Origin of the sequence: Kitasatospora sp. NPDC048540, from assembly GCF_040651175.1 — a bacterium.
Classification (GTDB): Bacteria; Actinomycetota; Actinomycetes; order Streptomycetales; family Streptomycetaceae; genus Kitasatospora.
The window spans coordinates 1-13030 of record NZ_JBEZIR010000003.1; the positions used below are offsets into that span (position 1 = coordinate 1).

The 13030-nt window shown below is 72.8% G+C and carries 8 protein-coding genes; 4 read left to right on the plus strand and 4 right to left on the minus strand.

Features of this window, described 5'->3' with window-relative positions; translation table 11 throughout:
* Positions 1–256 precede the first annotated feature (256 nt).
* A complete protein-coding gene (locus AB0D08_RS02750; RefSeq protein ID WP_033824301.1) occupies positions 257–1624 on the plus strand; it encodes an L-serine ammonia-lyase in 1368 nt (455 codons plus the stop codon).
* Positions 1625–2013: 389 nt separating this feature from the next.
* On the opposite strand, the gene AB0D08_RS02755 is transcribed toward AB0D08_RS02750, so the two are convergent.
* From AB0D08_RS02755 to AB0D08_RS02770, 4 genes are all read right to left on the minus strand, one after another.
* Positions 2014–2562 (minus strand): ATP-binding protein, encoded by a 549-nt coding sequence (locus AB0D08_RS02755; RefSeq protein WP_082527044.1) that lies wholly within the window; start codon positions 2560–2562, stop codon positions 2014–2016.
* A 115-nt stretch (positions 2563–2677) separates the two neighbouring features.
* On the minus strand, positions 2678–3907 hold the full coding sequence (locus AB0D08_RS02760) for an Ig-like domain-containing protein (RefSeq protein WP_359886043.1): 1230 nt from the start codon (positions 3905–3907) through the stop codon (positions 2678–2680).
* 159 nt (positions 3908–4066) lie between these two features.
* The gene (locus tag AB0D08_RS02765; protein ID WP_233289312.1) at positions 4067–5329 is read right to left on the minus strand and encodes an Ig-like domain-containing protein; all 1263 of its coding nucleotides are present in this window, start codon (positions 5327–5329) and stop codon (positions 4067–4069) included.
* A gap of 186 nt (positions 5330–5515) precedes the next feature.
* Positions 5516–6730: an Ig-like domain-containing protein gene (locus AB0D08_RS02770; RefSeq protein WP_051813966.1), complete on the minus strand. Its 1215-nt coding sequence runs from the start codon at positions 6728–6730 to the stop codon at positions 5516–5518.
* A gap of 234 nt (positions 6731–6964) precedes the next feature.
* Here AB0D08_RS02770 and glgX point away from each other — a divergent pair, with 234 nt between their 5' ends.
* Genes glgX through AB0D08_RS02785 form a run of 3 tightly spaced genes read left to right on the plus strand, consistent with a single transcriptional unit; the run spans position 6965 to position 12973 of the window.
* Positions 6965–9256 (plus strand): glycogen debranching protein GlgX, encoded by a 2292-nt coding sequence (gene glgX / locus AB0D08_RS02775; RefSeq protein ID WP_082527042.1) that lies wholly within the window; start codon positions 6965–6967, stop codon positions 9254–9256.
* Positions 9257–9299: 43 nt separating this feature from the next.
* Positions 9300–11147 carry an ABC transporter ATP-binding protein gene (locus tag AB0D08_RS02780; RefSeq protein WP_359886044.1) on the plus strand — a complete coding sequence of 616 codons (1848 nt, stop codon included), beginning with the start codon at positions 9300–9302 and terminating at the stop codon, positions 11145–11147.
* The gene (locus AB0D08_RS02785; RefSeq protein WP_359886045.1) at positions 11144–12973 is read left to right on the plus strand and encodes an ABC transporter ATP-binding protein; all 1830 of its coding nucleotides are present in this window, start codon (positions 11144–11146) and stop codon (positions 12971–12973) included. The genes AB0D08_RS02780 and AB0D08_RS02785 overlap by 4 nt, the downstream gene beginning before the upstream one ends.
* Positions 12974–13030: the final 57 nt, after the last annotated feature.

Genomic DNA, 13030 nt, shown 5'->3' on the forward strand with positions numbered 1-13030 from the left:
TCGCCGAGGCGCTGCTGCCCGCCTTCGACGAGACCAAGGCCACCGCGCTGAAGGCCCGCGTGACCGCGCTGGCCGAGAAGTACCCGCTCTACCCCAACCTGTAGTTCACCCCGGGGTACGGCGGACGACCCCCGCCGTACCCCTCGGTTCTCCGGGGCACCGCGCACACTGGACAGTGGACCGCGGTGCCCCGCGCCGTGCCCGCACCCCCCAAGCAACTCCGCACGTCTCCACGTGACCAGACAAGGACGTCCCCGTGGCCATCAGCGTCTTCGACCTCTTCTCCATCGGCATCGGTCCGTCCAGCTCCCACACGGTCGGCCCGATGCGGGCGGCCCGGATGTTCGCCCGCCGCCTGAAGTCCGAGGGTCTGCTGGCCCAGGCCGTCTCGGTGCGCGCCGAACTGTTCGGCTCGCTCGGCGCGACCGGCCACGGCCACGGCACCCCGAAGGCCGTCCTGCTCGGCCTGGAGGGCAACTCCCCGCGCACCGTCGACGTCGACCAGGCCGACCTGGACGTCGAGCGGATCAAGGCCGAGAAGCGGCTGCGGCTGCTCGGCGCCCAGGAGATCGCCTTCGACCCGGACACCCAGCTGGTGCTGCACCGCCGCAAGTCGCTGCCCTACCACGCCAACGGCATGACCCTCTGGGCCTTCGACGCCGACGGCGCCACCGTCCTGGAGAAGACCTACTACTCGGTCGGCGGCGGCTTCGTGGTCGACGAGGACGCCATCGGCGCCGACCGGGTGGTCCCCGACGACACCGCGCTGCGCTACCCCTTCCGCACCGGCGAGGAACTGCTGCGGCTCACCCGGGAGACCGGCCTGTCGATCTCCGGCCTGATGCTGGAGAACGAGAAGGCCTGGCGCTCCGAGGCCGAGATCCGGGCCGGGCTGCTGGAGATCTGGGGCGTGATGAAGGAGTGCGTCGACGCCGGCATGGCCCGCGAGGGCATCCTGCCCGGCGGCCTCAAGGTCCGCCGCCGCGCCGCCTCCGGCGCCCGCGCACTGCGCGCCGAGGGCATCGGGCCGGCCAACGCGATGGAGTGGGTCACCCTCTACGCGATGGCCGTCAACGAGGAGAACGCCTCCGGCCAGCGGGTGGTGACCGCCCCGACCAACGGCGCGGCGGGCATCATCCCGGCCGTCCTGCACTACTTCCAGAACTTCATCCCCGGCGCCGACGACGACGGCATCGTCCGCTTCCTGCTGGCGGCCGGCGCGATCGGCATGCTGTTCAAGGAGAACGCCTCCATCTCCGGCGCCGAGGTCGGCTGCCAGGGCGAGGTCGGCTCCGCCTGCTCGATGGCGGCCGGCGGCCTCGCCGAGGTCCTCGGCGGCTCCCCGGAGCAGGTCGAGAACGCGGCCGAGATCGGCATCGAGCACAACCTGGGCCTGACCTGCGACCCGGTCGGCGGCCTGGTCCAGATCCCCTGCATCGAGCGCAACGGCATGGCGTCGGTCAAGGCCGTCACCGCCGCCCGGATGGCCCTGCGCGGCGACGGCCGGCACCACGTCTCCCTCGACAAGGCGATCAAGACCATGAAGGAGACCGGCGCCGACATGAAGATCAAGTACAAGGAGACCTCCCGCGGCGGCCTCGCGGTCAACGTCATCGAGTGCTGAGCCGCGGCCCCGGGGGGGTGGCCGGCCGGGGTGGCCGGGCACGGAATCCACACATGAGGCGTCCATCGGCTGAATAATCAGAGGCCGCCGCGCGAATCTATTCGCACACTGAAGGTGAAGTGGGTTACAAACCTTCCAATCCAATTTGCTCACATGCTGAGACCGTGCGATAGTCGAACAAGTCGGGCGTTGCGAGCGCCGGACGCGATCCACGGCCTCCATGACCCGGTCCGGCCGTCACCACCGCGCGGCGAGCACCCCCTAGGCCTGCACGGTGACCTGCAGGGGCCCCTGAACCACGTACACCGTGGACGGGGGCCCCGCACTGTTTCCCGGGCCTGCTGTCCAGGTCTGCTGTCCGGGCCTGCCCCCGGCCGCCCGCGGGCCGCTCAGGCCGTCGTGCGCTCGCGCACCTTGAGCTCGAACCAGACGCCCTTGCCGCGGGGCAGCAGGTCCGCGCCCCAGCGGTCGGCGATCTCCGACACCACCCGCAGGCCGTGCCCGGACTCGTGCAGCGGCTCGGCCGCCATGATCAGACAGGGCAGCGCCCGCGAGGAGTCCCGTACCTCGACCCGCACCACGCCGGGACGGCGGACCACCCGTAAGCCGATGGTGCGCCCGCCCGCGTGCCGGACCGCGTTGGCGACCAGCTCGCCCGTGAGCAGTTCGCCGGCCTCCAGCTGCTGGTGCAGACCCCAGTCGGCGAGAACGCCGAGCACCACCCGGCGCGCGACGCCGGCCGACACCGGCCGGGACGGCAGGCGGGCCTCCTGGTCCTCGGCCTGCTCCCGCAGCCGCCGGCGGGCGGTGCGCTCCAGCTCGCCGGGCGTCAGCCGCTCCAGCTCCGACAGCGCCGGGGCGCCACAGGCCGACGGGCCGTCATCGGCCAGTTCCGCCAGCCCATGTGATGCCCGGTCCGCTTCGCCCCATCCTGCCATGCGCCAATCATTGCGGAACGCATGCGGGCGCGTACGGACAATGACCAAACGATCACTAGTCGTCTGGCATATGCCCGTCGCAACCGAACGTCCGCCCGGCGGACCGTTCGAGCGCCTACCAGTTGTTCCAGGACAGGTTCCATCCGCTCAGCCCGTTGTCGGCGGCGACCTGCTCGCCCTTGGAGTTGACCACGGTCACGACGTCGCCGATCAGCGAGGAGTCGTAGAACTTGCCGGCCCGCGAGGAGGCGGAGCCGCCCTTGGCGTCGGCCAGGCCGATGCAGCCGTGGCTGGCGTTGTAGGAGCCGAACGCGCTGCTCCAGTAGTTGCCGTGGACGTACGTCCCGGAGTCGGTCAGCCGCATCGCGTGCGGGACGTCGGAGATGTCGTACTCCTCGCCCGAGCCGACCCCGGCGACGCCCTGCGAGCTCATCCGGGTGGTCTCCGCCTTGTCCTCGACCACCATGGTGCCGTTCCAGGTGTCGAAGCCCGCCTTGCCGGCCGTGAACGGCACCTCGTCGACCGCCTGGCCGTCGCGCACCACCTGCATCCGGTGGGTGGCCACGTCCGCGGTGGTGATCTGGGAGCGGCCGATGGTGAACGGCTCGTCGCGGTCCACCCCGCCGTAGACGCCGGGCGCCACCTCGACGCTCTTCAGCCGGTAGTGGACGGCGACCGTGGTGCCGGCCTTCCAGTACTCGGCCGGGCGGAAGTCGACCCGCTGGCTGCCGAACCAGTGGCCCTTGACCACCGTCCCGTCGGAGGTCTCGAAGCCGACCCCCTTCTCGACCGCGGCCTTGTCCTTGACCGGGCGGTCGAAGGTGAGCGAGACGATCATGCCGACGCCGTAGGTGCCGCCGTCCGAGATGTTGTCGTGGGCGCCGGCGTCCTTGGCCGGGGTGAGGGTGGTGAAGCCGCTCTGCGCGGTGGTCTCCAGACCGGCGGCGTCGACCGCCTTGGCGGCCACCCGGTACTGCGCGGAGACCGCCAGGTTCCCGCTCGGCACCCAGCTGAGGCCGTCCGCCGCGACGGCGCCGGGCACCTCCTTGCCGTCCGGGCCGGTGACCGCCACGGTGGTCAGCTTCCCGCCGCTCACGCCGACCTTCAGCGCCCCCGCGGGCTTGACGCCGGTGGCGCCGTCGGCGGGCTCGATGGTCACCGCCGCCGAGGAGACGGTGGGCTTCGCCGGGGTGGCGGGGGCGGGCGTGCCCGCCGGGGACGCACCGGGCGCCAGGCGCGCGGCGCTGCTGCTCCCGGTGTCGCCGCCCGAACCGCAGCCCGTCGCCAGCAGCACCAGCGCACCTGAGAGCGCCCCGGCCGCCAGGCCCGTGCGTATCGACTTCACTCGTGTACTCCCCATCTCCCCGGTCGGCCGTCAGCCACTTACACGTGGGGTCCTCGACCCAGGTTGCGCGACCAGGGTCGAGATTCGGTCACGAACGGAGAACGGCCCGGTCGTTCCGAGGAACGGCCGGGCCCTTCGATGCTCCGTGACTCCCTGGGGTTACCAGCTGCCCCAGGCGACGTTCCAGCCGCTCAGGCCGTTGTCCGGGGAGACCTGCTTGCCCTTGGCGTTGACGATCTTGACCACGTCGCCGACCAGCGAGGAGCTGAAGAACTTGCCCGCGGTGGAGTTGTCGTCGCCGCCCTTGCCGTCCTGCATGGAGATGCAGCCGTGGCTGGCGTTGGACTTGCCGAAGGCGCTGCTCCAGTAGTTGCCGTGCACGTAGGTGCCGCTGTTGGTGAGCCGCATGGCGTGCGGCACGTCCGGCACGTCGTACTCGCCGCCGACCACGTTGGCGACCGTTGCGGAGTTCATCCGGGTCACCTTCTCCTTGCTGGAGACGACCATGGTGCCGTTGTACGACGGGTTGTCGTCGTTGCCGGCGGTGATCGGGATGGTCTGGGTGGAGCCGTCGCCCTTCTTGACCGTCATCTGGTGGCTGGCCGCGTCCGCGGTGCTCACCTGGTAGCGGCCGATGGTGAAGGGCTCGTCCTTGTCCACGTCGCCGTAGACGCCGGGCGAGACCTCGATGCTCTTCAGGCGGTAGTGGATGGTGACCTTGGTGCCCGGCTTCCAGTACTCGGCCGGACGGAAGTCCAGCCGCTGGCTGCCGAACCAGTGGCCCTTGACCTTGGTGCCGTCGGAGGCCTCGAAGGTGATGCCGTCCGCCACCGCCTTGGTGTTCTTGATCGGCTTGCTGAAGGCCACCGAGACGATCATGCCGACGCCGTAGGTGCCGTTGTCGGAGATGTTGTCGTTGGTCGCCGCGGTCTTCGCCGGGGTGAGCGTGGTGAAGGTGCTGGTCGACGCGGCCTCCAGGCCGGCGTCGTCCTTGGCCTGCGCGTTCACCTTGTAGACCATGCCGACGGCGAGCGCCTCGGTCGGCTTCCAGCTCAGGCCGTCCGCCGCGATGGTGCCGGCCACCGGCTTGCCGTTCTTGTCGGTCACCTCGACGTTGGTCAGCTTGCCGCTGGCCACCGCCACCTGGAGGGCGTTCGGCGCGGCGTCGGTGGCGCCGTCCTTCGGCGTCACGGTCAGCTGCGCGGCCGAGACCTTCGCGGGCTCGGCCGCGGCCGAGGCCGCCCCGCCGCCCGTGGCGCCGCCCGAACCGCCGGCCGCCGAGCCGCCGCCCGAGCTGCTGCAGGCCGCGCCGAGCAGCAGGACGCCGCCCATCGCCAGCGCGATGCCGGAGCGCCGCACGGCGCGTCCGGCGGTCCTCGTGTTGATGCGTATGGCGGCGTCGGCCGCCCGAACCGGCTTCACGTCGGTCTGCTCCCCTCCCGGTAACCCAAAGCGATACACGCGCTGCCGCCCGGGTGAGTTGCACCCCTGGGCCGACTTCTTTAGCGCTGCTCGCCGGACGGGGACCCCGGACCGGCGCGGTGGTCAGGATAACTGGCCCGTCTGAGTGAATCTTCGAGGGGAGGCGGGTGCCCGTTCGGTGAATGGTCACCGGGTGGCGGGCGCGCTCCGTACCGTCCAGCCGGCCCACGGCAGGTTCCACCCGTTCAGGCCGTTGTCGGCGGGCACCCGCTCGCCCGCGGAGCCCCGGACCTCGACCACGTCGCCGGTGATGGTGTGGTCGAAGAACCAGCCGGCCGGGGAGTCCGGGGAGCCGCCCTTGACGTCCGCGAGGCCGATGCAGCCGTGGCTGGTGTTGGCGGTGCCGAAGACCGTCCGCGGGGACCAGTAGTTGCCGTGGACGAAGGTCCCGGACCCGGTCAGCCGCATGGCGTGCGGCACGTCCTTGATGTCGTACTCGTCCCCCAGCCCGACCGTCTGCGAGTCCATCCGGGTCACCGCGGACCGCTCCGAGACCACCATCGCGCCCAGGTAGGTCGGGTGCTCGGGCCCGCCCGCACTGACCTTGAGGGTGCGCACCACCCTGCCGTCCTGCCGCACCGTCATCGTCCGGGTGTCCAGGTCCACGGTGCTGACCTGGGAGCGGCCGACGGTGAACCGGACCGACTTGGACTGGGTGCCGACGTAGCCCGGCGCCCCCTGCACGTCCTTCAGCCGCAGGGTCAGCGTCACCCGGGTGCCCGGCGCCCAGTACCGCTCCGGGCGGAAGTCCAGCCGCCGGGCGCCGAACCAGTGGCCGGCCACCGGCACCGGCGGGTCCGCCGTCACCGCCACCGCCCGCTCCACCGCCGCCCGGTCGGTGATCGCCCGGCTGAAGCGCAGCGAGACCGGCATGCCGACACCGACCGTGGTCCCGTCCTCCGGGGTGTAGAAGGCCACGAAGGTGCGGTCCGGGGTCCTGGTCTCGAACGCGGCGTGCTGCGCCTCGGTGAGCCCCTCGTCGTCCTCGGCCACCGCGTCCAGGGTGTACGCGGTGGCCGCCGCGAGCCGCCCGTCCGGGGTCCAGCTCCGGCCGCCCGCGCCGAGCCGGCCCCGCACCTCGGCGCCCTTCTCGTCGGCGAGCCGCACGCTCACCAGCCGGCCCCGGGCGACCGTCACCGTGACCGGCCCGTCGAGGGGCACCTCCTGGGCGCCGTCGGCCGGGGTGACGGCCAGCTGGGCGTGCGGCACGGTCCGCGGCGGCTCCGGTGCGGCCGCGTCGGTGCTGCCCGGCCCGGCGGACCCGCCCGAGCACCCCGTCAGCAGCAGACCCAGCCCGAGCGCCGCCGCCCGCCGCGCCCAGCCCCGTACTCCCGGGTGCATCCCGGCCCTCCCTGATCAGCCGCCCGGGGCCGCGACCGGCCCGGTAGCGGGCATAACGACCGCATCGGGGCGGGGACACGTGGGCACGATCTCCCCCGACGGCCGTCACGGCGGCCCACCGCGGGACAGAATCATCACATTCCGTCACGAGAGGCACCGGGACGTGACTGCGGCATCCGATCAGGGAACAAGACGGAGGCGGGGAAGGGACCCCCGCGCTGGGAGGGTGCGGCGATGACGGCGTGGCAGGAGCTGGACACGGGGACGAGCCCGGGCGCACCGCGCCCGGCGGCCGACCGGCCGAACGGCACGGCGCCCCACCCGGCCCCGCCCGACCCCTGGCCGGGCAGCTGGCAGCCGCTCGGCGCGCGCTTCCGCACCGACCTGCGAGGCGGCCGGGGCACCAACTTCGCGCTCTGGGCGCCGGCCGCCGAGGCCGTCGAGCTCTGCCTCTTCGACGAGCGGGGCCAGGAGAGCCGGCACCGGCTCACCGAGCAGACCTTCCAGACCTGGCACGGGTACCTGCCCGGGGTGATGCCCGGAACCCGCTACGGCTACCGGGTGCACGGCCGCTGGGACCCGTGGACCGGCGCCCGGTGGAACCCGGCCAAGCTGCTGCTCGACCCGTACGCCCGCGCCGTCGACGGCCGGTACACCGCGCACGACGCCACCTGCACCGCGGTGCGCAACTGGCCCGAGCGCGAGGTCGCCGACACCGTCCGGGACAACCGCGACTCGGCGCCGTACGTGCCCCGCGGCGTGGTGGTGCACGACGACGACGACTGGTACGACGACCAGCGGCCGAAGACCCCGTGGGCCGAGACGGTGCTGTACGAGCTGCACGTGCGCGGCTTCACCATGCGCCACCCGGACGTGCCGCCGCAGCTGCGCGGCACCTACGCCGGCCTGGCGCACCCGGCGGCGATCGAGCACCTGACCCGGCTCGGGGTCACCGCGGTGGAGCTGCTGCCGGTCCACCACCACGTCAGCGAGGACCACCTCCAGCAGCGCGGACTGGTCAACTACTGGGGCTACAACACCCTCGGCTACTTCGCCCCGCACGCCGGGTACTCCGCCTCCGGCAGCCGCGGCCAACAGGTCGGCGAGTTCAAGCGGATGGTGCGCGCGCTGCACGCGGCCGGCATCGAGGTGATCCTCGACGTGGTCTACAACCACACCGCCGAGAGCGGAATCATGGGCCCGGCCCTGTCGCTGCGCGGCATCGACAACGCCGGCTACTACCGCCTCGACCGCGGCCGCCGCGGCTACGCCGACTACACCGGCTGCGGCAACACCCTGGACACCCGCCAGCCGCACACCGTCCGGCTGATCACCGACTCGCTGCGCTACTGGGTGACCGAGATGGGCGTCGACGGCTTCCGCTTCGACCTGGCCTCCGCGCTGACCCGCGGCAGCGACGGGGTGGAGATGCACCACCCGTTCCTGGGCGCCGTCTCGCAGGACCCGCTGCTCAGCCGGGTCAAGCTGATCGCCGAGCCGTGGGACGTCGGCGCCGGCGGCTACCAGGTCGGCGGCTTCCCGCCGCTGTGGGCGGAGTGGAACGACAAGTACCGCGACACCGTGCGGGACTTCTGGCGCGGCGCCCGCCCCGACGTCCGCGAGCTCGGCTACCGGCTCTCCGGCTCCTCCGACCTGTACCAGCGCGGCGGCCGCCGCCCGTATGCCTCGGTCAACTTCGTCACCGCGCACGACGGCTTCACCCTGCGCGACCTGGTCTCCTACAACCAGAAGCACAACGAGGCCAACGGCGAGGGCAACCGGGACGGCACCGACGACAACCGGTCCTGGAACTGCGGCGCCGAAGGGGAGAGCACCGACCCCGAGGTGCTGGCGCTGCGCCAACGCCAGCTGCGCAACCTGCTCACCACCCTGCTGCTGTCCACCGGCGTCCCGATGCTCACCGCCGGCGACGAACTCGGCCGCACCCAGGGCGGCAACAACAACGCCTACTGCCAGGACGACGCGACCAGCTGGCTGGACTGGTCGCTGCTGGAGCAGCCCGAGTGGCGTTCGCTGGCCGAGCTGACCGGGCGGCTGATCGGCCTGCGCCGGCGGCACCCGGTGCTGCGGCAGCGGGCGTTCTTCTCCGGCCGGGCCGCGGTCGCCGGCGGCCAGCGCGACCTGGCCTGGTTCGCCCACAGCGGCCGGGAGATGACCGAGGCCGACTGGTTCACCCCGACCGCCGTCCTCGGCATGCTGCTCTCCGGCACCGCGATGTCCGAACGCGACGAGCACGGCCGCCCGCTGCGCGACGACAGCTTCCTGCTGCTGCTCAACGCCGGCCCGCAGGCGGTCTCCTTCACCCTGCCGGGCGAACCCTGGGCGTCCGCCTACCGCACCGAGGTCGACACCTCCCGCGACACCGCCGACGAGGGCCCGCACCCCGCACTGACCGCCGTCACCCTGGCCGGGCGCTCCTGCCGCCTGCTGCGGGCCGTCGACCCGGCGGACCCCTCGGCCGGCGCCGGGTCCGACCATGGCCGGTTCCCGCCGACAGGGGCGTAAAACCGGATGAGAAATGTCAGGGTCACGGCCTACCCTCTCCGCGATGGCCGAGAACGAGCAGTGCGCGCAGACCACCGGCAACCCTGACGAAGCGTCGGTCCGCAGACCCGACCCCGCCGCCGGGCCGGCGCACCGGTCCACGGTGCGGTCCCTGCTGCTCCTGTGGCCGTACGCCCGCCCGGCCCGCTGGCGGCTGGCCGGGGCGGTCCTGGCCGCGCTGATCGCCTCGGTCAGCGTGCTCGGGGTGCCGATCGTGCTGCGCCGGATCGTCGACGGCCCGATCGCCCACCGCGACCTGGCCGGCCTGTGGCCGCTGGCCGGCGTCCTGCTGCTGCTCGGCCTGGTCGAGGCCGGGCTGTTCGGCGTCCGCCGGGTGATCGTGGCCCGCCCGCTGGCCAAGGTCGAGACCGCCATGCGCGGCGACCTCTACGCCAAACTGCAGCGGCTGCCGGTCTCCTTCCACGACCGTTGGTCCTCCGGCCAGCTGCTCTCCCGGGCCACCTCCGACATGTTCACCATGCGGCTGTTCCTGGCCTTCCCGCTGGTCTTCCTGATCGTCAACACCATGGTCTTCCTGACCGGCACCGCGCTGATGTTCACGCTCAGCTGGCAGCTGGCCCTGATCACCCTGGTGCCGGCCGTCCCCCTGATGGTGCTGACCCGCTACTTCGAGAGCCGCTACGCCGCCTCCGCCCGGCAGGCCCAGGACCAGAACGGCGACCTCGCCACCGTGGTCGAGGAGTCCATCCTGGGCATCCGCATCCTCAAGGCCTTCGGCCGCCACCGCACCATGGCCGAGGAGTTCGCCGGACACAGCGAGCGGCTGCGCACCACCGAGCTGCGCAAGGCCGACCTGCTCGCCAACCTCTGGGCGGTCATCGTCGGGCTGCCCGAGCTGGCGCTCGGCTGCGCGCTGGCCGTCGGTGCGGTCCAGGTCGCCCACGACGACCTCTCGGCCGGCACCCTGGTCGCCTTCCTGTCCACCGCGCTGGCGCTGCGCTGGCCGGTGGAGTCGCTGGGCTGGCTGCTCGCGTACGCCAACGAGTGCGCCACCGCGACCGACCGGTACTTCGAGGTGATGGACGAACCCGACCCGGTGGAGCGCCCCACCGGCCTCCCGGCCGGCGACGGCCGGGGCATCCGCTTCACCGGTGTCCGCTTCCGCTACCCGGACGCCCCGGCCGGCACCCCCGACCTGCTGGCCGGCGTCGACCTGCACATCCGGCCCGGCGAGACGCTCGCCCTGGTCGGCGCCACCGGCAGCGGCAAGACCACCCTCACCGCACTGCTCCCCCGGCTGTACGAGGCCACCGGCGGCTCGATCACCCTGGACGGCCGCGACGTCCGGGACATCCCGCGCGCGGAGCTGCGCCGGCTGGTGTCGGTCGCCTTCGAGGAGCCGACCCTGTTCTCCGCCTCGGTCCGCGACAACGTCCTGATGGGCGCGGAGCAGGCCGGCCCCGACCGGCTCGCCACCGCGCTCGCCACCGCCCAGGCCGACTTCGTCGACCGGCTCCCGGCCGGCCCCGACACCCAGGTCGGCGAGCAGGGCCTGAGCCTGTCCGGCGGCCAGCGCCAACGACTGGCGCTGGCCCGCGCGGTGGTCGGCGACCCGGCGTTCCTGGTCCTCGACGACCCGCTGTCCGCCCTCGACGTGCACACCGAGGCGCTGGTCGAGCGGGCGCTGCGCGAGGTGCTGTCCGGCACCACCGCCCTGGTGGTGGCGCACCGCCCGAGCACCGTGCTGCTCGCCGACCGGGTCGCCCTCCTCGCCGACGGCCGGATCGCCGCCGTCGGCACCCACCACGACCTGCTGAAGACCTCCCCGGCCTACCGGGAACTGATGTCCGGCGAGAGCGCCCAGGAACTCGAAGGGAGTGCCCTGCGATGACCACCACCCTGGAGCCCGCCGAGGAGCTGGAGGAGCTCCCGCCGCCCGCCGCCGACGAGGAGGACATCCCCGTCCCGCCCGGCGCCGCGCGCGCCCTGCTCGGGCAGCTGCTGGGCCCGCACCGCCGCCGGATCGTGCTCGCCATGCTGGTGATCGTGGTCCAGCAGGCCGCCCTGCAGGCCGGCCCGCTGCTGGTGGCGTTCGCGATGGACCGGGGCATCCCGGCGCTGCGCGACCACGACAGCGGCCCGCTGATCGCGGTGATCTCCGCGTACCTGGGCTGCGCCCTGCTCTCCACCTACCTGCAGCGGCTGTTCATCCGCTACAGCGCCCGGATCAACCAGGACGTCCTGCTCGACCTGCGCGGCCGGATCTTCCGGCACGCCCAACAGCTCAGCCTGGACTTCCACGAGCGCTACACCTCCGGCCGGATCATCTCCCGCGCCACCAGCGACGTGGACGCGCTGCGCGAGCTGCTCAACGAGGGCCTGCAGGAGCTGCTGTCGGTCGCGCTCTCGGTCAGCCTCATCTCGCTGGTACTGATGGTGATGGACTGGCGCCTGGGCCTGGCCGCGCTGGCGTCCTTCCTGCCGATGTACCTGATCGTCCGTTCGTTCCGGCGGCGCTCGCTGCGGGTCTACCGGCGGTCCAGGACGGCGGTCGCCGCGGTGATCGTCAAGTTCACCGAGACCATGAACGGCATCCGCCCGGTGCAGGCGTTCCGCCGCGAGCAGGCCAACGAGGACGCCTTCGGCACCGTCAACCGGCAGTCCGCCGCCGCCACCGCCGACGGCCTGCTGGAGATGGCCCGCTACGTCGGCTTCTCCCGGGCCGTCGCCAACACCTGGATCACCGGCGTGGTCCTGCTCGGCGCCTACCTTGTCACCGACGGCAGCCTGGAGCTCGGCGTGCTGACCGCCTTCGTGCTCTACCTGCGGCGGCTCTACGACCCGATCGACCAGCTGGCGATGTTCCTGAACAGCTACCAGTCGGCCGCCGCCGCCCTGGAGAAGATGGCCGGCCTGCTCGCCCACGAGCCCTCCGTCGCCGAGCCCGCCGCCCCGGTGGCGCTGCCGGCGCCGACCGCAGCGGGCCGCGAGGTGGCCTTCCGGCAGGTGCGGTTCGCCTACCGGACCGGGAAGCAGGTGCTGCCCGTCCTCGACCTGGTGCTGCCCGCCGGGCAGACCACCGCCGTGGTCGGCGCCACCGGCGCGGGCAAGTCCACCCTGGCCAAACTGCTGGCCCGGTTCTACGACCCCACCGACGGCCGGGTCACCCTGGACGGCGTCGACCTGCGCGAGCTGTCCACGGCGGACCTGCGGCGCAACGTGGTGATGGTGACCCAGGAGTCCTTCCTGTTCTCCGGCACGGTGGCCGAGAACATCGCGATCGGCCGGCCGGACGCCACCCGCGCCGACGTCGAGGCCGCGGCCCGGGCGATCGGGGCGCACGAGTTCATCGCCGCGCTGCCGGACGGGTACGACACCGACGTCCGCAAGCGCGGCGGCCGGATCTCGGCCGGGCAGCGGCAGCTGGTCGCGTTCGCGCGGGCGCTGCTCGCCGATCCGGCCGTCCTGATCCTCGACGAGGCGACCAGTTCGCTGGACGTGCCGGGTGAGCAGGCCGTGCAGCGTGCGATGCAGACCGTGCTGGCCGGCCGCACCTCCGTGATCATCGCCCACCGGCTCTCCACCGTGGAGATCGCCGACCGCGTCCTGGTGATGGACCAGGGCCGCGTCGTGGAGGACGGCTCCCCCACCGCCCTCATCACCGGCGACGGCCGCTTCGCCGACCTCCACCGCACCTGGAAGGACAGCCTGGTCTGAGGCCCGCTTCTTCAGGGGCGGCAGCCCCCAGGGGCGCGAGGAACTGCGCGGGGCGGA